Consider the following 21,325-nt stretch of genomic DNA (forward strand, 5'->3'; position numbering starts at 1 on the left):
AATGTCACCCGAGGCGGCTTCACCCGAGGCCGCTTCAACCGAGGCCGCTTCAACCGAGAATGTGCGGGATCTCCTGCGTGGCGTACCAGAGCAGTTCGTGGTCCTCGGCGCCGTCCACCGTGAACCGTGCGTCCTCGTCGCCCATGTCGGCGGCTCCCAGCGCGTCGGCCGCCGCGGTGACGTCCGCCGCCGCGTCGTCCGCGTCGATGTGGACGGCCGCCGCCTTCGCCAGCGCCACGGGCGTGCCGATCCGCACCTGCCCCAGCGATTCCCGGTCCAGGACCTGGTCCGGGTCGAAGCTCACCTCGCCGTCGGGGATGTCGGCGGCGAGGACGACCCGGCGCCGCGGCGCGTCGGGGCGTGCCGCCAGAAGACGCAGCGACGCCTGCGCGGCGCGGTTGAGGGCCGCGTACTCCAACTCCTCGCTGTCGTCGGAGACATACCACTCGCGCAGGCCGGGGGTGACGGCGTAGGCGAGGATCGCTCCGGGCTCCGGCGCCAGTTCCCCGGCGGCGTGCGCGTCCCGCAGGGCTGGCAGAGTCAGAGGCACATAGACACGCATCGATGCCGCTTTCGTGTATCGCCGGACGGTCTGTCAGGTCAGGATACGGCCCGGGCAGCGGCCGCTCCCCGTACGGACGTTGACTGAAAGCCGCAGGTGGAGACGGCGCCCGTCACCTTCGCTCCGCACGGCCCCACTGATAGGTGAATCACTTTCCGCAGCCGACCCGCCGCCCGTCACGCGTTGCGACCGCCCGAACCGTGTCGGTACAACCGACCCGAAAGCTACTGCCGGGTACAGACCCGTTCCCGGCCTCTCGGACGCACCACTCATCGGGGGATCCATGCACGCCGCACCCATTCCGCCCGCGCAGTTCGACGGCACCACGGGCCGAGCACCGCACACCGCCGCGGACTCCGGAGCGAGCCACGCACGGCCCGTCTCGGACGCCGCTCCATACGCCCCGGGGAACGCCCGCGGAGCCGCCGCAGAGGGCGCCCCCGGCCCCGCAGCACCTCCTCACGGCCATGCCGGGACGAGCGCGCCCGCGACCGCACAGGTACGCGGCCACAAGCCGTACGGTCCGAGGCCCTCCGCCCGCACTGGCCCGCCCGGCCGCCGTGACTCACGCCGTCCCGGGACGCACGTGACGGGACGCCCCGGTGCCGCTCCCGGCCGTCCCTCGGCGTCCGCCCTGCGTGCCGCGGCCGCCCGGGAACGCGAACGTCAGCCGCCCTACTGGTTCGCCAGCCGTCTCCTCCTCGTACTCAGCGGGCAGCGTCCCGTCCACACGCTCCTGCAGCACACCCGCGGACCGGCCTACGAGGAGCTCTCCAGCCTCGCCTCCCACGCTCCGCTGCGCCCCCGCGGAGCGGACCGCACCAGCCCCGAAGTCCTCGACGCCCGCGGCAGCCGGCCCCGCGACGGAGTGATCGAGGCGTTCGCACGCATCGTCACCGGCGACCGCCAGCGTGCCATCGCGTTCCGGCTGGAACTGTGCGCCGACCACCGGTGGCGGTGCGCGGCCGTCGAACTCGACGGCCAGTCCACGGGCCGCAGCCGTCCGTGAGCAGCCCGGCACAGCGGCACGGACGGTGCGGACGGGTCCCACGGACGCCCCCGTCCGGCCGTCGCACGCCTCCGCACAGCGCTACGGGCTGGTGCCCGCCACCCGTGGGGCGACGGGCACCAGCCCGTACACGTCAGCGCGCGAAGGTCACTTCTTGCGGCGCTTGCCCTTCTGCGCCTTGCGCCGCTCGGCCCGCGTCAGGCCGTCGGCCGCCGAGCGGACGGGCTCGCCGGGTGCCCCGGTCTCCAGCTCGCCCTCCTCGACGCCGCCTTCCGCCGTCGGCGCGGAGTAGTGCAGCCGGTCGGGACGCTGCGGCGCGTCGAGGCCCTTGGCGCGGATGGCCGGAGCCGGGCCCGTCGCCGCGCCCGCGGCCACCGCCTCCTGCGGCTCCTTCTCCAGCGACGCCTTGACCTCGGGCTTCTCCTGGACTGGAACCTCTTCGACCTGCTGCTCGACCTGGACCTCCAGGTTGAACAGGTAGCCGACGGACTCCTCCTTGATGCCGTCCATCATGGCCTGGAACATGTCGTAGCCCTCCCGCTGGTACTCCACCAGCGGGTCCTTCTGGGCCATGGCACGCAGGCCGATGCCTTCCTGGAGGTAGTCCATCTCGTAGAGGTGCTCGCGCCACTTGCGGTCGAGCACGGAGAGCACCACGCGCCGCTCCAGCTCGCGCATGATCTCGCTGCCGAGCTCGGCCTCGCGGGCGTCGTACTGCTCGTGGATGTCGTCCTTGATGGACTCGGAGATGAACTCGGCGGTGATGCCTTCGCGCTCGCCCGCGGCGTCTTCGAGCTCCTCGACCGTCACCTTCACCGGGTAGAGCTGCTTGAAGGCGCTCCACAGCCTGTCGAGGTCCCACTCCTCGGCGAAGCCCTCGACGGTCTCCGCCTGGACGTACGCCTCGATGGTGTCGTCCATGAAGTGCCGCACCTGCTCGTGCAGGTCCTCGCCCTCCAGGACGCGGCGGCGCTCGCCGTAGATCACCTCGCGCTGCCGGTTGAGGACCTCGTCGTACTTCAGGACGTTCTTGCGGATCTCGAAGTTCTGCTGCTCGACCTGGGACTGGGCGGAGGCGATGGCGCGCGTGACCATCTTGTTCTCGATGGGGACGTCGTCCGGCACGTTCGCCATGGACATCACACGCTCGACCATCTGCGCCTTGAACAGCCGCATCAGGTCGTCGCCCAGCGACAGGTAGAAGCGGGACTCGCCCGGGTCGCCCTGACGGCCCGAACGGCCGCGCAGCTGGTTGTCGATGCGGCGCGACTCGTGGCGCTCGGTGCCCAGGACGTAGAGGCCGCCGAGCTCCTTGACCTCGTCGACCGCGTCCTTGACCGTCCGCTCGGCCTTCTCCAGGGCGGCGGGCAGCGCGGCGCTCCACTCCTCGGAGTTCTCGACGGGGTCGAGCCCCCTCGCGCGGAGCTCGTTCTCGGCCAGCCCCTCGGCGTTGCCGCCGAGCTTGATGTCGGTACCGCGCCCCGCCATGTTCGTCGCGACCGTCACGGAGCCCTTGCGGCCCGCCTCGGCGACGATCGCCGCCTCACGCTCGTGGTTCTTCGCGTTGAGCACCTCGTGGCGCACGCCGCGCTTGTTGAGCTGCTCCGACAGGTACTCGGACTTCTCGACGGACGTCGTGCCGACCAGGACCGGCTGGCCCTTCTCGTGCTTCTCCACGATGTCGTCCACGACCGCCGAGAACTTGGCGACCTCGGTGCGGTAGATCAGGTCGGCCTGGTCCTGGCGGGCCAGCGCCCGGTGCGTCGGGATGGGCACGACGCCGAGCTTGTAGATCTGGTGGAACTCCGCCGCCTCGGTCATGGCCGTACCGGTCATGCCGGAGAGCTTGTCGTAGAGCCGGAAGAAGTTCTGCAGGGTGATCGTGGCGAGCGTCTGGTTCTCGTCCTTGATCTCGACGCCTTCCTTGGCCTCGATCGCCTGGTGCATCCCCTCGTTGTAACGGCGGCCGGCGAGGATACGGCCGGTGTGCTCGTCCACGATCATGACTTCGCCGTCGAGGACGACGTAGTCCTTGTCCTTGTGGTAGAGCTCCTTGGCCTTGATGGCGTTGTTGAGGTAGCCGACGAGCGGCGTGTTCACCGACTCGTAGAGGTTGTCGATGCCCAGCCAGTCCTCGACCTTGACGACGCCGGCCTCGTGGATGCCGACCGTGCGCTTCTTCTCGTCGACCTCGTAGTCCCCGGACTCCGGCTTCTGCGTACGCGGGTCGCCCGGCTCGCCCTTCTCCAGGCGCTTCACCAGCTTGGAGAAGTCGCTGTACCACTTGGTGGCCTGGTCGGCCGGACCGGAGATGATCAGCGGTGTACGGGCCTCGTCGATGAGGATCGAGTCCACCTCGTCGACGATGGCGAAGTTGTGGCCCCGCTGCACCAGTTCGTCCTTCGACCACGCCATGTTGTCGCGGAGGTAGTCGAATCCGAACTCGTTGTTCGTGCCGTAGGTGATGTCACAGCTGTACTGCTCGCGGCGCTGCGCGGGCGTCATGTGCGCCACGATGCAGCCGACCGTCAGGCCGAGGAAGCGGTGGACGCGGCCCATCCACTCGGAGTCACGCTGCGCGAGGTAGTCGTTGACCGTGATGATGTGGACGCCGTCACCCGAGATCGCGTTCAGGTACGCGGGGAGCGTGCCGACGAGGGTCTTGCCCTCACCGGTCTTCATCTCGGCGACATAGCCGAGGTGCAGCGCCGCACCACCCATGATCTGCACGTCGTAGTGGCGCTCGCCGAGCACCCGCTTGGCGGCCTCACGTACGGTCGCGAAGGCCTCGGGCATCAGGTCGTCGAGGCTCTCGCCCTGCGCGTACCGCTCCTTGTACTCGTCCGTGAGGGCGCGGAGCTCGGCATCGGACAGGTCGACGAAGTCCTCTTCGATCGAATTCACCTGCCGCGCAATGCGGTCCAGCTTGCGCAGGATCTTCCCTTCACCTGCGCGCATGAGCTTGCCGAAGACGGACACTTAGGGTGGCTCCTTGCCGGTCGAACCTGGCACGGTCAGTGCGCGGACGCGACGATACGGTCTTCGCCGCACCGGCCATCGTATGCGAGGGACGTACGCCCCTGTACCCCTAACGGTTCGGAGCGGTGGATGGTGCCGGAAGCGGGTCGGCCGCCGGCGGCACAATCGGTCCATGGAGCCCACCACTCTCACCACGGCGCGTCTGGTCCTGCGGCCCTTCACCGAGCAGGACGTGGAGGCGCTGGAGACGGCCTGCCAGGACCCGGACATCGCCCGCTGGATACCGGTCCCGGACCCCTACACCCGCAAGGACGCGGAGGACTTCGCGCTCAGGGCCAGCGCGGACGGCTGGCGCGAGGACACCATGTACAACTTCGGCGTCTTCACCAAGACAGGTGCCCTGGTGGGTTCGATGGGCCTTGTCCGCCTCGCTCACCTGCGCACTCCGGAACGCCAGGCCGAACTCGGCTTCTGGACGGCCGCTCCGCAGCGCCGCAAGGGGTACACCGTCGAGGCGGGCCGCGAGGTGTGCCGGTGGGCGTTCACGGAGCTGGGGACCGAGCGGCTTGAGTGGGTGGCGGAGGTCGGCAACGAAGGGTCGCGAGGCGTGGCCCGGCGCCTGGGCTTCGTGATGGAGGGGACGCAGCGGGCCAGGATCGTGCACCGCGGCACCAGGCGGGACGCGTGGGTCGCCGCGCTTCTGCCGACGGATCTCGGCATGCGGATGGACAAGCCCTACCTGCCGGCGCGGTGACCTGAGCGGCGGTGTTCCCGGGGCGGGCCGCCCCTGCCGCGCCCCGGAGGGCGCCACAGTGCGGCCGGGGACCGCTGTCAGTGGTGCCGCCTATCGTGTGCCGCATGAACTCCGCCGAGATCCCGCTCTCCGCCGACGAGGCCCGGAGGCTGGCCCTGCGGGCGCAGGGCCTGCTGGGCGCGCCCGACCGCCGCGCCGGGGTCCGGGGCATGCTGCGCCGGCTCGGCGCCGTCCAGCTCGACACCATCTCGGTACTGGCCCGGTCTCACGAACTCGTGCCGTACGCGCGGCTGGGCGCGGTCGGCCGGCAGGCGGTGGAGTCGGCCTACTGGAGCGACGGCCACAGCTTCGAGTACTGGTCGCACGCCGCCTGCATCCTCCCCGTCGAGGAGTGGCCGCACTTCGCGTTCAGGCGCCGGGAGCGGCGTGCGCGCGGCCACCGGTGGCACGTCCTGGAGGACAAGGACCGCGCCTGCGCGCTCGTCCGGGACAGGCTCAAGGCGGACGGCCCTCTGACGACCACGGAACTCGGCGGCGGCAAGAACGGCGGCGAGTGGTTCGACTGGTCGGAGACGAAGATCGCTGTGGAGTGGCTGCTCGACACAGGCGAGGTCGTCTGCACCGAGCGCCGCGGCTGGAAGCGGGTCTACGACCTCGCCGAGCGCGCCATCCCCGACGACCTGCTGCACGACGACATCGACGACCACGAGTGCGTGCGCCGTCTCGTCGCCCAGGCAGGCTCGGCGATGGGGGTCGCGACGCGTGCGGATCTCGCGGACTACCACCGTCTCAAGGGCGAGCAGGTGGAGGCCGTGCTGCCCGGGACGGGGCTCGTCCCGGTCTCCGTGGAGGGGTGGGGGAAGCCCGCCTGGGCGGATCCCGCGGCTCTCGCCTCCGCCCCGCGCGGCCGCCACCGCACGACGCTGCTCTCGCCGTTCGACTCGTTGGTGTGGGACAGGCCGCGCACACAGCGGATGTTCGACTTCACGCACAGGCTGGAGGCCTACGTCCCCAAGCCGAAGCGGATACACGGGTACTTCGCCATGCCGCTGCTGGCCGGCGGGAAACTGCTCGGGCGTGTCGACCCCGGGCGTGAGAATTCCGCTCTCGTGGCGCGCCAGGTGTCGCTCGCGGGCCGCAAGGCGGTCGCCCCCATGGCCAAGGCGCTCTGGGAGGCGGCGAGTTGGGTGGGATGCGACGAAGTCCGCGTCGGGCGCTGCGACGACGCCGAACTGCGCGAAGCGCTGGTGAAGGCTCTGGCGGAAGGCCCCTCGGGGCCGGTGGACTGACAGCCGCGGCGGGATCACCGCCCCAGCCCTGGCCGGGCCACTCGAAACGCGGGCGTCGACGCCGCCCGTTCAGCGCCCGGGGCACCCCGTACAGGGCTGCCACCAGGCTGCGCGGCCGCCGCGCCTCAGCGGATCTCCAGGATCTTCTCGCGCATCGCGTAGACCACTGCCTCCATACGCGAGTGGAGCTGAAGCTTCTCCAGGATGTTCCGCACGTGGTTCTTCACCGTGTTCTCGCTGATGAAGAGTTCCTTGGCGATATCGCGGTTGTTCATCCCCGTGGCGACGAGCTTGAGCACCTCCAGCTCCCGCTCGGTCAGCTTCGGCGCCGGTACGAGTTTGCTCTCGTCGGTCCGCTGGATCATCGACTTGAACTCAGTGAGCAGCTTCGCCGCCATCGAGGGGCTGATCTGGGACTGCCCGTCGGCCACCGCCCGGATCGCGGCCGAGACCTCGTCCGTGGAGATCTCCTTCAGGAGGTAACCGGTGGCTCCGGCCTTGATCGCGTCGTAGAGATCGGCTTCCTCGTCACTGATCGTCAACATGATGATCTTGGCGCTCGGAGCCACCTCCTTGATCGAGGTGCAGGCCTCGATGCCGCCGCGTCTGGGCATCCGCACGTCCATCAGCACGATGTCGGGCAGCAGGTCCGCCGCCTTCTCCACCGCTTCGGCGCCGTCCCCCGCCTCACCGATGACCTGGATGTCCTCTTCCTGGGCGAGGACGATCTCCAGTCCGCGGCGGAAAAGCTCATGGTCGTCGACGACCAGCACCCGGATGGGTTCGGGCGGCTGACGCTCGCGCATGTCGCCGTCGTCCATCGTCACCCGTACCGGGTGTGCGTCAGGCACAGGCATCGCTGGCCCGAAGCTGTCCGCCATCGTTCCTCCCCCTGCAGGCTATGCCGCACCAACCGCGCTGCACAGCAGACCGGTTGGCCATGAGGCCGTGAGTGAAGCCATGATTCCACGCCCGCGCCCCCGGTCGGATTCTCGGCCCGGCCGGGGGCGCGATCACGTCTGGTCAGTTCGAGCAGTCAGCCACCGAGCGAGCCGCCGGCTTCCGGGGGCGGATCCACCGCGAACGGGTCCGGATCCAGGTGGATCACGCCGTAGTCGTAGCCGTGCCGACGATAGACGACGCTCGGCTGCTTGGTTTCAGAGTCCACGAAGAGGTAGAAGTCGTGACCGATCAGCTCCATTTCGTAGAGAGCCTGGTCGAGAGACATGGGCGCCGCGGCATGCGTCTTCTCGCGGACGACGAGCGGCCCCTCCCCCTGCACCTCCAGCGGACCGACCTTGGTGGTCATCGGCGGCTCTTCGACCTTGGTGGCCGCGGACGACGCCGCGGCGTCCAGCTGGCCGTTGAGTTCTGCCGCGAGGTGCGCGGTTGCCGCCGCGACGCTGATCGGCGTGCGGCCGCCCCGGTGCACCCGGCGCTTGTCGTGCTGCTTACGGAGTCGTGCTTCGAGTTTGGCCGCTGCCAGATCCAGCGCGGCGTAGGTATCGGAGGCGGCAGCCTCCGCGCGAATGACCGGTCCGCGTGTGACCAGGGTGATCTCGACCCTGTCGGAACGGTCGGCCTGCCGGGGGTTGTGTTCCTTGCACACCTCGACATCCAGGCTGATCACCTTTCCGTCGAGCTTTTGGATCTTCGCCAGCTTTTCGGCCACGTGCTTGCGGAACCTCTCGGGCACCTCTGTCTTGCGGCCCTTGACGACGATGTCCACGCAGAACTCCGTTCCCGGAGCGCTCCGCCGTTGAGGAGCGGAGCACCTCCTTTGTGCACTGACACCGGAGGCTCAGGGCGTCTTGCCGCCAGCCTCCGGAATTCGGCTTGCGACTTTCACCTCCTTCTTCCCAAAGGGAAGATCGCCACCTCATCTCGAACGTACCTCCAGCGGACGACGGGCGGCACCCCCTACTGGCACGTACCTACGTTCAGGTATCAATTCACGACAACCGCCAGCGACGAAGCGCGATCTCTGCTAGCTGTCAGCAACATTCGACCGCTCCTACCCGCCCGGCCTGGGACGGAAGGCAACGACAGCCGCAGCGGTCGGCTCCCGGCCCCGGACGCGGACGGCACGCCCCGCCTCGGCGAGTGACGCACCCGTCGTCATGAGGTCGTCGACGAGTACCGTCTCTCCTTCCCCAAGAAGCCGTTCGCCATCCGGCACTATTTCGAGCGCACCGTCGAGGTTCGCGAGGCGCTGCCGGGCGGTGAGGCCGGCCTGGTCCGCCACTGGGCGTCCGTGCCGCAGTACGGCGAGCACTCTGGCCGGGACGCCCCTGCGCCGCAGTTCGCTTGCGGCGGCCAACGCCATCCGGCGCACCGGGTCATGGCCCCGCGCGGCGACGGACGGCCTCGCGGACGGAACCGGCACCAGCGTCAGCGGCGGCACCTCCGGTGAGCCAGCCGGCCAGCCGCGCGGACTGTGCGTACCGAGTTGCCCGCGCGGACCGCGCGGACGGGGCCCGACACCGGCTGCTCCTCCCGACGGGCCGCGGGCACGCGCGGATGCCGTGCGCACGACGTCGGCGAGGACCTCTCCCAGAGGGGCGGCCAGCCGCAGCGCACCGCGCTCCTTGTGCGCGAGCAGTACCTTCCGCACTTCGCCGGCGTACGGCAGCGCCGCGTACACCCGGGGCGGCCGGGACGGCCGGGACGATGCCGCCAGCGGGTGCACGCGCCTTGGCACCGCGCTCCGCAGCGCTTCGGCGCACGAACCGCACAACTCCCCACGCACCCGCGTGCGGCCGCAGCCGGCGCACTCTGAAGGCAGCACCAGACCTGCGAGTTCGTCGATGAGTACACGCCACTGATCCCCCATGACATGAACTCTGGCACCGATACGCGAAACGGGACAGGCCTGTGGATAACTCCCGCCCCGAGCCGACGAGTACGGCTGTCCTGCCGGTTGAAGACTCGCCCGGCGCGCTTCACACCCTCGTGTCAGCCGGGATAGGCCGGGCTCGACCCGCTGTCCGTGAGCGTCTTCCAGTTCGCGTCAGGAGGCAGCCTGAGGATGCCGTCCTCCGAGTCCGCCAGCAGCGGCTTGCTCTCGTCCTCCGAAGCCGCCACGCCCGTCACGTCGTTGATGCCCGGCAGGATCGGCTGGTTGGATCCGGAGCCGTCCGTCTCCGTGTACTGGATCTGCTGGACGCTTCCCGACTCCCGCCCCACGACGACCAGCCGGCTGCCCCCCGCCCACGACACCGCCGCGACGTCCTCGAACTGCGGCGCGAGAGGCCTCAGTTCCGCGACGGTCACCTTCGGCTTCTCCGCCGACCCGGCACGCTGTACGCGGCCGAGCTTCAGCGTCCGCTTGCCGTCCTCCTGGCGTATTCGCAGCGCCATCCGTACACCGTCGGACGCGATCCGCAGTGACTCGATCCGTTCGCCCTCGCGCAGATCGGGGACGTCCACCTCTTCGGGCTTCTCCTTGCCCCCTCGCAGACGCAGCAGCCTCGGATCCTCAGGGTCCCGGTCGGCGACCCACAGGTCGCCCAGGCCGTCCCAACTGGGCGCTGTGAGCCTGTCCTTCTCCTTCTTGGCCTTGCTCGTGAGCACCGGTTCGCCCAGCTTGCTGTCCGCGTTCAGCCGGGCCACGTACAGCGCGCGGCCGGCGCGTGAGACGGCCGCGCCCTCCTGCTCGGCCCGGTTCACTGCGACAGCGCCCATCTCCGTCTCGCCCTGGCCCAGCGCGCCCTGGACCGGCCGGGGTTCCTCGCTGGTGCCGTCGAAGGCGGACACGCGGTGCTCCTCGTCGACGAAGTACTGCCTCGCCGCCCGCCCGTTGAGCCGTCCAGGCTCGAAGTCCTCGGCCTGCTCGCGGGTGCGTTCGCACAGCGTCCTGCCGTCGGGACCGGCCAGATGCACGCGGCTCACCTTGGCCGAAGCCTGCCCCTGGACGGTGTGCAGCACCTGGGACGCCATCCGGCCGCATCGGGCGAGTCCCGCACGGGCCCCCTCCGCGTTCAGCCGCACGCTCAGCGCACCGGAATCGTCCAGTGACAGCCTCTCCCCGCGAGCCAGCCGCGTACCGCTCGGGAAGGCGGAGGTGACCACCGGCTCGAACCAGCGTGTCGGCCCGGACAGCAACGCCTTCACGGTCGACGTGACGGGGTCGATGCGGCGCCGCAGGTAGACCGGGTCCGCCACCAGCACGTTCTTGCCGCCCGCGATCGATTCGGCGTCCGCCCCGAGCCGCGCGTAGTAGTAGTTGTTTATCGGACGGTAGATGCGCTGGAAGTCGGACTCCCCTATCGCGAGGCCGTCCGGAAGCTGATCGATCCGCCACTCCCCGCGCACCTTGGTCAGGTGGAAGTCCTCGCGGTAGTCGCCCTCACGCGGCGAGTAGGCGTGCTTGTCGTCGACCTCCGCCATCCTGCTGCCCGAGACCTCGACCGTGTAGCCGCGCCGGCCGCCGGAGTCCTCGCGTACCTTCCCCGGACTGGGACCGTCGGAGAGCACGCTCGTGCTGGCGAACGGCTCCCACTCCTGCGCCTTCCGCTCGGTCAGGTACTTCTTCGCCGTGGAGAACGTGGCCTCGTCACTCGTCGTCGCCTCGAGGAAGCCGCGGACGATCTGCTGCGGCCGCTCCCCCTTCTGCGGGCTGACGCCGAAGACACGCACCTGCGAGTCGGGGTCTGCGCGGTGGGAGGAGTCGACCCGGTCGACGCTCCCCTCGTCGGGCATGGAGGCGCAGCCCGACAACAGCAGCGCCACCGCGAGCAGTTGCACTGCGACAGCGCGGCTGCGGTGAGTGCGACGGCTCCGCGGCTCAGCTCCCATCACGCTGCTCCTCCCGTACGGGCTCGCGGTCCGGTGCGGCGACCGCCGAGGCAGGCGCGGACACCTGCCCGGAAGCCTGGGCAGAGGGCCGTTCGGAAGCCGGCGAGCTACCGCCGGACGGCTCCCGGGCCGCCCCTGGACCCGAGGACGCCCGCACAGTCGACGTCCTGCCGGCCCCTGTCTCCGCCGCCCCGTCCTCGCCCTGTCCCGGAACGGAGATCTCCGCCCGTCGCGGGCGCCGGCTGTCAGCGGGCTCCAGGGGAAGCGGTGACGAGCGCAGTGCCTCTCCGGCAGTGCACGGCAGGGTGAGCCGGAACTGGGAGCCCCTGCCCGGCTCACCCCAGACCTGCAGCCATCCGCCGTGCAGCCTGGCGTCCTCAAGAGCGATCGACAGTCCGAGTCCCGTTCCCCCAGTCGTACGGGCACGCGCAGGGTCGGCACGCCAGAAACGGTTGAACACGTGCTCCGCTTCGCGACGGGTCAGTCCGACGCCGTAGTCCCGTACGGCCACCGCAACCGCTCCGCCGCGCGAGGCCATGCTGACGACCACGTCGCGTCCCTCGCCGTGCTCTATCGCGTTGTCGACCAGGTTGCGCAGCACCCGCTCGACGCGCCGCCCGTCCGCCTCGACGACCACCGGCTCCTCGTTCCCGCGGACCACCACGCTGCTGCCCTTGCGGTCGGCCAGCGGCTCGCAGCCGTCCACGACACGGTTCACCACGTCGCGCAGGTCGATCGGCGCCGCGTCGAGGTTGGCCGCTCCCGCGTCGAAGCGGCTGATCTCCAGCAGGTCGCCGAGGAGCGACTCGAACCGGTCGAGCTGGCCCAGAAGCAGCTCCGCGGAGCGTGCGGTGGCCGGATCGAAGTCCTCCCGGGCCTCGTGGATCACGTCGGCAGCCATCCGGACCGTGGTGAGGGGCGTGCGCAGTTCGTGCGAGACGTCGGAGACGAAGCGGCGCTGCATCCTGGAGAGCTCCTCCAGCTGCTGGATCTTCAGCTGCAGGTTCTGCGCCATCTTGTTGAAGGACTCACCGAGCCGGGCGATGTCGTCCTCGCCCGTGACCTTCATCCGTTCCTGCAACCTGCCCGCAGCCAGCCGTTCGGAGATCCCGGCAGCCATCCGCACCGGGGTCACGACCTGCCGGACGACAAGCCACGCGATGGCCCCGAGCAGCACGACCACGAAGACACCAGCCGTCGCCAGCGTGCCCTTGACCAGGTTCAGCGACTCCTCCTCCAGCGTGAAGGGGAAGACGTAGTACATCTGGTACGGCGCCCCGCTGGCGTCGTTCAGCCGCTTGCCCACGATCAGACCGGCGGTACTGCCGCCGCCCTGCCTGTAGACCTTCGCGTACCGCTGGTGGGTCCCCGGCTGCTCGTCGAGGGCCTTGCGCAGGTCGGCGGGGATGCTCTCCTCCGGCCGGATGTCGCCGGAGGCGCGCGGGCCCCGGGTGGAGGAGCGGTCGTTGCCCACGAAGGGCGAGTCGTCGTTCTGCGAGCCGAGAGCGACCACCGAGTAGACACCCTGGCCACCGCTGGCGAGCTGCTCCACCAGGTTGTTCAGCCAGGTGCCGGTGTTCTGCGAGCTCCGGCCGCCGGAGCCCGGGCTCTGGCCGCTGCGCCCGCTGCTCGCGCTGTCGGCCATCTCCTGGGCAGCGGCGAAACCTCCCGCCGCCTGGCTCTGAGCGGTCTTCTCCTTGGCGTCGAGCAGGCCGTTGCGGACCTGGCCGATGACGACGATGCCGAGCAGCAACACCACGCCCAGCGACATCAGCAGCGTGGCCGCGACCACCCGCAGCTGGATGTTCCGCCGCCACAGGCGGAGCACGGGCAGCAGCGGACGCCGCACCCACCTGATGAAGAAGCGGACAGCGGGATGTGCCCGCGGCCCGGTCGTGCCCTCTGGAAGCAGACCTTCCGAGAAGAGCGCCCCACTGCGCCACAGACGCCTGAACTTGGACATTTCAGACTCTTGTGGTGCGACTCCGTCCCCACTGGGGCGGTGCGGGACGGAGCCGTTCCGGGCCATTTCAGCCAGGTCCCGCCTTGTAGCCGACCCCCCGGACGGTCACGACGATCTCCGGCCGCTCCGGGTCCTGCTCCACCTTCGAACGCAGCCGCTGCACATGGACGTTCACCAGGCGCGTATCAGCCGCGTGCCGGTAGCCCCAGACCTGCTCCAGGAGCACCTCACGGGTGAATACCTGCCAGGGCTTACGGGCCAGCGCCACCAGGAGGTCGAACTCCAGCGGCGTCAGCGCGATGGACGCCCCGTCCCGCTTCACGGAGTGGCCGGCCACATCGATCACCAAGTCGCCGATGGTCAGCTGCTCCGGCGCGGGATCGTCGGACCGCCGCAGCCTCGCCCGGATTCTCGCCACCAGCTCCTTCGGTTTGAACGGCTTCACGATGTAGTCGTCGGCCCCCGACTCCAGGCCCACCACCACATCCACCGTGTCGCTCTTAGCGGTCAGCATGACGACCGGCACCCCGGACTCGGCGCGGATCAGGCGGCAGACCTCGATGCCGTCCTTCCCGGGCAGCATCAGGTCGAGGAGCACCAGATCCGGTTTCGTCTCGCGGAAGGCGGCGAGCGCCTTGTCGCCGTCCGACACGAACGACGGTTCAAAGCCTTCGCCGCGCAGCACGATGCCGAGCATCTCTGCCAGTGCGGTGTCGTCGTCGACGACAAGGACGCGTCCCTTCATGCGTTCATCATCCCATTACCCCATCGTGACGTTCTCGTTCGTGACGGGGAACACAGCCCCGCGACAGTCTCCCTGGTCACAGGCGAAACGACCCCGCACTCGGTGACAATCGCCGTCACCAGGTCCGGCGGAGTCACATCGAAGGCCGGGTTGTACGCCTCTGCCCCGTTCGGCGCCAGGCGGACAGTCCCCCCGCCGACCGCGACCCCGGCGGGCCGGGACGGAGATGAGATCTGCGTCACTTCCTCCGCCGGCCGCTGCTCCACCACGATGTCGCGGCCGTGCTCCGTCGCGCCGTCCACGGTGGTGACCGGAGCCACGACCAGGAACGGAACCCCGTGGTGCCGTGCCAGCACCGCCAGCGGATAGCTCCCCACCTTGTTGGCCACGGCCCCGTCGGCCGCGATCCTGTCGGCGCCTATCAGCACCGCATCCACCTCCCCCGCCGCGAACAGCGAACCCGCGGCACTGTCCGCCAGGACGCTGTAGGGCATCCCTTCCCGCTCGGCCTCGTACGCCGTGAGCCGCGACCCCTGGAGCAGCGGCCGGGTCTCGTCGACCCACAGCCGCTCGAGGTCACCCGCCTCGTGCACCGCGGCGACCACCGCGAAAGCAGTGCCCCGCCCTCCCGAGACCAGACACCCCGTGTTGCAGTGCGTGAGGAGGCGGAGACGGCGTCCCGGCAGCAGCTCCCCCAGCAGCTCACGCCCCAGGCGCGCCATGCGCGAGCTCGCCGCCGCGTCCTCCTCGTGCAGGGCCTTCGCCTCCGCCAGCGCCGCCGCTGCGGCCTGCTCGTCGTCTGAACCACCGTCGACGGCAGCCCTGTACGCACGTTCCACCCTGCGCACTCCCGAGGCGAGGTTCACCGCCGTGGGACGTGAGGACGCCAGCCGGTCAGCCGCCTCTGCCACGTCCCCGCCCAGTGCGGCGGCGAGCGCGACACCGTAGCCGCCCGTGACACCCAGCAGCGGTGCACCTCGCACCGACAGAGCGCGGATGGCCGCCACCAGGTCGCTCACGTCCTTGCACACCAGCTCGACTTCCTCAGCCGGCAGCCTCGTCTGATCGAGAAGCACCAGCCTCGGCGCCCCCTCAGCGGACTCGTCCCAGCGCAGCACCGCTGTCGCGTGATCTTCCATTGGCACAGTCTGCCTTCACCTGCGACAGCTTCTGAAGGCAAGTTGAGACCTCAGGGCCCGGTCGGCCCCCACCCCGCCCATGGGACGATGGCATGACAGCCAGGCAGCGACCCACATCACGAGGTGACCACACGTGAACGACTCTCCGGGCTGGACCTCGCCCGGATCCTCCCCGTCCGAGGGTTCACCCGAGAGCGGCCAGTCTTCGCAGACTCCCGGCAGCGCGCCGCAGGGGCGGCCCGCGGACGGGCCTCCCAAGAACTGGTCCGCCCAGCAACCTCCCGCATACGGAGGCGCAGGCTGGGGTGGGCCGCCCGCGCCCCCCGGCTGGGGCAAGGCGGGCGGCGCCTGGAGTCATCAGCCCCCCGCTGCCAAACCCGGCGTGATCCCCCTCCGGCCACTGGGAGTGGGCGAGATACTGGACGGCGCCGTCACCACCATGCGCGCACACTGGCGCACAGTGCTCAGCATCTCCCTCGTCGTGGCTGTTGTGGTCCAACTCGTCGGGACACTGGTCACCGGCTTCTGGCTGCGCGACGCCACGGATCTGACCGCGCTCAGCAAGAACCCCGAGCCGTCGCCCGAGCAGCTGATGGACGCCATGAGCAGCGCGCTCAGCAGTTCCGGCGTCGCTGTCCTGGTCGACACCCTCGGCACGGTCATCGCCACGGCCATGCTGATGATCGTCGTCAGCCGTGCCGTGCTGGGGCGCACAGTCGATGTCGGAGAGGCCTGGCGGGACTCCCGCCCTCAGCTGCTCCGTCTGCTCGGCCTCCTCGTGCTCGTTCCTCTCCTCGTCTCCCTCACCCTCGTTGCCGGCGCTGCACCGGGGCTCGTCGCCCTCGCCGCAGGCCTTGAGGCCCTGGGCGTGGTCCTGATGGTCCTCGGCCTGGTGGGAGGCCTGGTAGGTGCGATCTGGCTCTGGGTCCGCTTCAGCTTGGCCGCCCCCGCCCTGATGCTTGAGAAGCAGGGGGTCCTCACCGCGATGCGCCGCTCCGCCAAACTCGTGCGCGGCAGCTGGTGGCGTGTGTTCGGCGTGCAGATTCTGGCTGCGATCCTCGTCTTCATCGTCGCTTCGATCATCCAGATGCCCGCGACCCTCGTCGGGGCACTGGTCAGCGGTGAGGGCATCTCCACCCTCACCGACCCGGCCGCCGGCACGAGTTGGCCCTCTCTCGTCTCGACCGGGATCGGCGCGGTCATCGCTTCCACGATCACCTTCCCGATCCGCGCGGGCGTCACCGCGCTGATCTATCTCGACCAGCGCATCCGCAGCGAGGCGCTCGACCTCGAGCTCGCGCGCGCCGCCGGCATCTCCGGCTACGGCGAGCAGCAGGCCGACCGTCCCGCCGCCGGGGGCTGAACCGATGCCGGGGGCATGGGTCACGGCGATACTTCCGACCGGCGTCGCCGTACACGGAGCGAGAGCCCGTCTCGGCGACGACGGCCCTCCCGTCACCACGCCCCGCGCCCCCGCACGCGAAGCGGCAGAACGCGAGCTTTCGAAACAGGAGTACCACCAGGACGAGCCCGGCTTCCTCCGGCGCCTTCTGGACTGGCTGCAGGAGCAGTTCACTTCGCTGCTGGACGCCGCCGCGACAGCGACACCGGGGGGCTGGACGGGACTCGCCGTAATCGCAGGGGTCGTTGTGCTGCTGCTCCTCGTCCTGCGGCTCCGGCTCGGCAGTCTCCGGCCGGAACCGACCACGTCCGAGCAGCCCCTTTTCGGGAAGGGCCCCCGCACTGCCGCCGACCATCGCGCCATCGCCGAGACGCACGCCGCAGCAGAGCGTTGGACCGATGCCGTCAAGGAACGGATGCGCGCGCTCTTCCGCTCTCTCGAAGAGCGCGGGCTGCTCGCGGGCGGTCCGGGGCGAACGGCCGACGAAACAGCGCTCGAAGCCGGCGCCGTCCTACCGGAGCATGCGGTGGCGCTCCGCAACGCAGCCAGATCGTTCAACGAGGTGGCGTACGCGGACCGACGGGCGGACGCGGCCACATACGTCACCGTCCGCGACCTCGACACCTCCATCCAAGGGGCTACACCCCTGATGACGGCGCTCAGCACGTCGCCCGACGTCGACAGCGCGGAGCCCCGCGGCGACGAGGCCGGCGCCGCCGACCGCTCGGACGGAGGGGGCCGTTGAGCCCCGAACCCGCTACCTCCCTCTCCCCCACCGCTGTCCAGATCTGGCGGCGAGCTCGCGGCCTGCTGTTCGCCGCGGCCGTACTCGCCGTTTCCGGAGTGGCCATCGCTGCGATCCGATCCGGACCGGAGTACGGACTGCTCGACCCCCGGTCCACGGACAAGCACGGCAGCAAAGCCGTTGCCGAACTCCTGAGGAAGCGCGGCATCTCGACCGATGTCGTCGCTACCTCGGCCGAAGCGGAGAAGGCCGCCGACTCGGATACGACGGTGCTGGTCACCGATCCCGACGCGCTCTCCCGCCATCAGGCCGCCGAACTGCGAACGGTGAGCCGGCGCGGCGGACGGACCGTGCTCGTGGCCCCAGGCCGCACGGCCACGAGGACTCTCGCCCCGGGTGCACGGGCCGGGACGCCGACGCCCGTCGAACTGACGCCGCCGGACTGCGACTTCCCGCCCGCCCTGCGTGCCGGGGACGCCGAAGTCGGCGGTGTGCGTTACCGGGTCACCAGCGACCAGGCCGACACCTGCTACCTGCACCGGAGTCTTCCCTCGCTCGTGCGGTTGCCCGTGGACGGCGACGGTGGCAGCGACCGCACTGGCGCGAACGCCGGCGACACCGTCCTGCTCGGGGCACCCGACCCCCTCTACAACCAGCGGCTCGCGCACCGCGGCAACGCTTCTCTGATGCTGCAACTGCTCGGCTCCCGCCCACATCTGGTCTGGTACGTCCCCTCTTCGAGCGGCTCCGCCGCCGACAGCGACGACGAACGCGGCCTGCTCGAACTGCTCCCTGGCGGCTGGTCCTGGGCGGCGATTCAGCTGTTCGTCGCTGCCGTCCTTGCAGCCTTGTGGCGATCGCGCCGCCTGGGTCCCCTGGTGCAGGAGCAACTCCCCGTCTCCGTACGGGCCTCCGAAGCCGCAGAGGGAAGAGCCCGCCTCTACCAGAGGGCTGACGCCCGTGACAGCGCCGCAGAGGCACTGCGTTCCGCCACCCGTCAGCGCATCGCGAACCTTCTCGGTCTCGGTGCAGCGGAAGCCCACTCGCCGCACGTACTCACTTCCGCAATCGCCACTCGAGTGCCGACGAGTAAGCCTCTCGGCCTGCCCACCGCCTCACCGCCACCGGACGGCTCTGCGAACCTGAACTACCTCCTCTTCGGTGCGGCGCCGGCGAACGACGCAGAACTCGTCCGTCTGGCCGACGAACTCGACGCACTCGAACGCCTTCTCTCCCCCGTCACACCCACGACAAGCCGACCCACAGACAAGGAACGCACGTGAGCGTCCCCTCAGCCGAGAGCGCCCGCAACGCCCTGGAAGCAATGCGCCTTGAGATCGCGAAGGCGGTGGTCGGCCAGGACGCCGCCGTGACCGGCCTCGTGGTCGCTCTGCTCTGCCGCGGTCATGTGCTCCTCGAAGGCGTTCCAGGCGTCGCCAAGACCCTGCTCGTACGCACCCTCGCCGCCACGCTCGAACTGGACACCAAGCGACTTCAGTTCACCCCCGACCTGATGCCCAGCGACGTGACCGGCTCCCTCATCTACGACACGCGCGCCGCGGAGTTCTCCTTCCAGCCCGGTCCGGTATTCACCAACCTCCTCCTCGCCGACGAGATCAACCGGACACCGCCCAAGACGCAAGCGTCGCTACTCGAAGCCATGGAGGAACGCCAGGTCTCCGTCGATGGCACCCCGCGGAAACTCCCCGACCCGTTTCTGGTGGCGGCAACTCAGAACCCGATCGAGTACGAGGGCACCTATCCCCTCCCTGAAGCCCAGCTCGACCGCTTCCTGCTGAAGCTGCAACTGCCGCTGCCGGCCCGCGACGAAGAGATCGACGTCCTCACGCGCCACACAGAGGGCTTCGACCCGCGCGACCTGGCGGCAGCCGGAGTGACCGCCGTAGCGGGACCCGACGATCTCGAAGCCGCTCGCACCGCGGTGGCGGCCACATCCGTGGCTCCCGAAGTCGTGGGCTACGTAGTCGATATCTGCCGTGCCACTCGCGATTCCCCCTCGTTCACGCTCGGCGTGTCCCCCCGTGGAGCCACCGCGCTACTGTCCAGCGCACGCGCCTGGGCGTGGCTCATCGGCCGCGACTATGTGATCCCCGACGACATCAAGTCCTTTGCCCTGCCCACTCTGCGGCACCGTGTGCAACTCCGCCCCGAAGCCGAAATGGGAGGCGTCACCCCGGACAGCGTGATCAACTCGATTCTCGCCCATGTCCCCGTCCCCCGTTGAAGTCAGTGAGTGATTGAGGAGCCTGCTTCATGGCGCTCACAGGCCGCACGGCCCTCGTCGCCGCCCTCGGAGCCCTTCTGGTCGGCTTCGCGCTGCCCAGCTGGACCGGAGTACTCGCAGTCGAACTCCCGTTGCTGCTCGCAATTCTTTATGACCTCGCACTCGCGGCGCCAGTGAATCGGCTGGGGTTCATTCGTTCCGGTGACACCTCAGTTCGACTTGGAGAACATGCGTACGTACACGTGCTCGTCACCAACCAGTCCACCCGCCTGGCGCGCCTGCGCATCCGTGACGCATGGCCTCCCAGCAGCTGGCAGACACAGGCAGAGGCCCTCGACCGCCATACCCTTCGCATCCCGGCAGCGGAACGGCAGCAGTTCACGACCGCTCTTCATCCATCCCGACGGGGCGACCGCAAAGCCGACCGCATTACGGTGCGTTCGTTCGGACCTCTGGGCCTCGCGGCACGCCAGGGCAGCTTTGCGGCCCCCTGGACCGTACGCGTCCTCCCAGCCTTCAACAGCCGGAAGCACCTCCCAGGAAAATTGGCCCGGCTCCGCGAACTCGACGGCCGCACAAGCATCCTGACCCGAGGAGAAGGCACGGAATTCGACAGCCTCCGCGAGTACATCCCCGGTGACGACACCCGCTCCATCGACTGGCGCGCCACCGCCCGTCAGTCGACAGTCGCCGTCCGCACGTGGCGTCCCGAACGCGACCGGCACGTCCTGATCGTCCTCGACACCGGCCGCACGTCCGCGGGACGTATCGGGAACTCACCGCGCCTGGACGCGGCGATGGACTCAGCCTTGCTCCTCGCCACCCTCGCCTCTCGCGCCGGCGACCGAGTCGACCTGCTCGCTTACGATCGTGCACCTCGAGCAACCGTCAAGGGACGGACAGCCCGTGACGCCCTCGCCGCCTTCGTGTCGGCAATGGCCCCACTAGAGCCGGCCCTGGTCGAGTCCGACACCAGGGGACTCGTATCGACGGCTCTGCGCATGGCTCGGCACCAGTCCCTCGTCGTCCTGCTTACCGGCCTTGAAGCGGCGCCCGTCGGAGAGGGCCTCCTTCCTGTCCTTTCGATGCTCACCCAGCGCCATACCGTCCTGGTTGCATCCATCTCCGATCCGCGCATTGCAGAGATGGCCGCTTCACGCGGGACAACCTCCGAGGTATACGCGGCAGCTGCCGCAGCCCGAACTCAGTCGGAACGCACCCAGACTGCCGATCAACTTCGACGTCGAGGTCTGATCGTTGTCGACGCTCTGCCAGACGACCTGCCACCCGCCGTTGCTGACGCCTACCTCTCGCTCAAGGCAACTGGCCGACTGTGACACCCACTTGCAGGTAAGGGTCGGTAAATGAGAATAGCCCCGTTGGTGGGGTTAACCATCCAACGGGGCTATTCTCTCAAGATTTGTTCGGCGGTGTCCTACTCTCCCACACGCTCCCGCATGCAGTACCATCGGCGCTGTCAGGCTTAGCTTCCGGGTTCGGAATGTAACCGGGCGTTTCCCTCACGCTATGACCACCGAAACACACCACCACTACCATGGGTGGTGGAAACCTGTATCGGCAACACACACTCACTCTGCAATTATCACAAGCGGGTTGTTGTCTCAGAACTGACACAGTGGACGCGAGCAATCAATGGTCAAGCCCTCGGCTTATTAGTACCAGTCAACTCCAACCC

General features: G+C 69.5%; 16 protein-coding genes, 1 rRNA gene and 1 pseudogene. 8 read left to right on the top strand and 10 right to left on the bottom strand.

The features are described from left to right. Nucleotides 1-49: 49 nt before the first annotated feature. Nucleotides 50-562, bottom strand: a complete 513-nt coding sequence (locus H181DRAFT_RS26535; protein ID WP_045866978.1) for a DUF6912 family protein — start codon at nucleotides 560-562, stop codon at nucleotides 50-52. A gap of 586 nt (nucleotides 563-1,148) precedes the next feature. On the opposite strand from H181DRAFT_RS26535, the gene H181DRAFT_RS26540 reads away from it, so the two are divergent. Beyond that, complete coding sequence (locus H181DRAFT_RS26540; protein WP_254666980.1) at nucleotides 1,149-1,571, top strand: Rv3235 family protein; 423 nt, start codon at nucleotides 1,149-1,151, stop codon at nucleotides 1,569-1,571. A 147-nt stretch (nucleotides 1,572-1,718) separates the two neighbouring features. Here the strand turns inward: H181DRAFT_RS26540 and secA are convergent, their stop codons facing one another. Further along, the gene (secA, locus tag H181DRAFT_RS26545) at nucleotides 1,719-4,550 is read right to left on the bottom strand and encodes a preprotein translocase subunit SecA (protein WP_045866979.1); all 2,832 of its coding nucleotides are present in this window, start codon (nucleotides 4,548-4,550) and stop codon (nucleotides 1,719-1,721) included. A 172-nt stretch (nucleotides 4,551-4,722) separates the two neighbouring features. Here secA and H181DRAFT_RS26550 point away from each other — a divergent pair, with 172 nt between their 5' ends. After that, nucleotides 4,723-5,304 (top strand): GNAT family N-acetyltransferase, encoded by a 582-nt coding sequence (locus H181DRAFT_RS26550; protein WP_045866980.1) that lies wholly within the window; start codon nucleotides 4,723-4,725, stop codon nucleotides 5,302-5,304. Between the two features lie 104 nt (nucleotides 5,305-5,408). Next, nucleotides 5,409-6,593 (top strand): winged helix-turn-helix domain-containing protein, encoded by a 1,185-nt coding sequence (locus H181DRAFT_RS26555; RefSeq protein WP_045866981.1) that lies wholly within the window; start codon nucleotides 5,409-5,411, stop codon nucleotides 6,591-6,593. Between the two features lie 125 nt (nucleotides 6,594-6,718). On the opposite strand, the pseudogene H181DRAFT_RS26560 reads toward H181DRAFT_RS26555, so the two are convergent. The 7 genes and pseudogenes from H181DRAFT_RS26560 to mtnA form a co-directional block, all read right to left on the bottom strand. Further along, a pseudogene (locus H181DRAFT_RS26560) lies at nucleotides 6,719-7,378 on the bottom strand (response regulator); the annotation flags it as partial. 251 nt (nucleotides 7,379-7,629) lie between these two features. Further along, nucleotides 7,630-8,322: a ribosome hibernation-promoting factor, HPF/YfiA family gene (gene raiA / locus H181DRAFT_RS26565; protein ID WP_045866983.1), complete on the bottom strand. Its 693-nt coding sequence runs from the start codon at nucleotides 8,320-8,322 to the stop codon at nucleotides 7,630-7,632. A 285-nt stretch (nucleotides 8,323-8,607) separates the two neighbouring features. After that, nucleotides 8,608-9,207, bottom strand: a complete 600-nt coding sequence (locus H181DRAFT_RS26570; protein WP_175439831.1) for a ComF family protein — start codon at nucleotides 9,205-9,207, stop codon at nucleotides 8,608-8,610. A 341-nt stretch (nucleotides 9,208-9,548) separates the two neighbouring features. After that, the gene (locus H181DRAFT_RS26575; protein ID WP_045866985.1) at nucleotides 9,549-11,390 is read right to left on the bottom strand and encodes an LpqB family beta-propeller domain-containing protein; all 1,842 of its coding nucleotides are present in this window, start codon (nucleotides 11,388-11,390) and stop codon (nucleotides 9,549-9,551) included. Next, nucleotides 11,380-13,353, bottom strand: a complete 1,974-nt coding sequence (gene mtrB / locus H181DRAFT_RS26580; RefSeq protein ID WP_107068859.1) for an MtrAB system histidine kinase MtrB — start codon at nucleotides 13,351-13,353, stop codon at nucleotides 11,380-11,382. Before mtrB ends, H181DRAFT_RS26575 begins: the two co-directional genes overlap by 11 nt. A 67-nt stretch (nucleotides 13,354-13,420) precedes the next feature. Next, nucleotides 13,421-14,098, bottom strand: a complete 678-nt coding sequence (gene mtrA / locus H181DRAFT_RS26585) for a two-component system response regulator MtrA (protein ID WP_045866986.1) — start codon at nucleotides 14,096-14,098, stop codon at nucleotides 13,421-13,423. Then, complete coding sequence (gene mtnA, locus H181DRAFT_RS26590) at nucleotides 14,095-15,237, bottom strand: S-methyl-5-thioribose-1-phosphate isomerase (protein WP_175439832.1); 1,143 nt, start codon at nucleotides 15,235-15,237, stop codon at nucleotides 14,095-14,097. The genes mtrA and mtnA overlap by 4 nt, the downstream gene beginning before the upstream one ends. A 382-nt stretch (nucleotides 15,238-15,619) precedes the next feature. On the opposite strand from mtnA, the gene H181DRAFT_RS26595 reads away from it, so the two are divergent. The 5 genes from H181DRAFT_RS26595 to H181DRAFT_RS26615 are packed head-to-tail and all read left to right on the top strand — an operon-like array spanning nucleotide 15,620 to nucleotide 20,966. Further along, complete coding sequence (locus H181DRAFT_RS26595) at nucleotides 15,620-16,600, top strand: DUF7847 domain-containing protein (protein WP_368073301.1); 981 nt, start codon at nucleotides 15,620-15,622, stop codon at nucleotides 16,598-16,600. 4 nt (nucleotides 16,601-16,604) lie between these two features. Next, a complete protein-coding gene (locus tag H181DRAFT_RS26600; protein ID WP_074468063.1) occupies nucleotides 16,605-17,384 on the top strand; it encodes a DUF4129 domain-containing protein in 780 nt (259 codons plus the stop codon). After that, a complete protein-coding gene (locus H181DRAFT_RS26605) occupies nucleotides 17,381-18,667 on the top strand; it encodes a DUF4350 domain-containing protein (protein ID WP_045866988.1) in 1,287 nt (428 codons plus the stop codon). Before H181DRAFT_RS26600 ends, H181DRAFT_RS26605 begins: the two co-directional genes overlap by 4 nt. Nucleotides 18,668-18,708: 41 nt before the next feature. Continuing rightward, nucleotides 18,709-19,629: an AAA family ATPase gene (locus H181DRAFT_RS26610; protein ID WP_078896004.1), complete on the top strand. Its 921-nt coding sequence runs from the start codon at nucleotides 18,709-18,711 to the stop codon at nucleotides 19,627-19,629. A gap of 29 nt (nucleotides 19,630-19,658) precedes the next feature. Next, on the top strand, nucleotides 19,659-20,966 hold the full coding sequence (locus H181DRAFT_RS26615; RefSeq protein WP_045866990.1) for a DUF58 domain-containing protein: 1,308 nt from the start codon (nucleotides 19,659-19,661) through the stop codon (nucleotides 20,964-20,966). An 85-nt stretch (nucleotides 20,967-21,051) separates the two neighbouring features. Here the strand turns inward: H181DRAFT_RS26615 and rrf are convergent. Continuing rightward, nucleotides 21,052-21,168: ribosomal RNA gene (gene rrf / locus H181DRAFT_RS26620) — 5S ribosomal RNA — on the bottom strand. Nucleotides 21,169-21,325 lie beyond the last annotated feature (157 nt).

It is taken from the genome of Streptomyces sp. WMMB 714 (genome assembly GCF_900090125.1).
In the GTDB taxonomy this organism is placed as follows: domain Bacteria; phylum Actinomycetota; class Actinomycetes; order Streptomycetales; family Streptomycetaceae; genus Streptomyces; species Streptomyces daqingensis.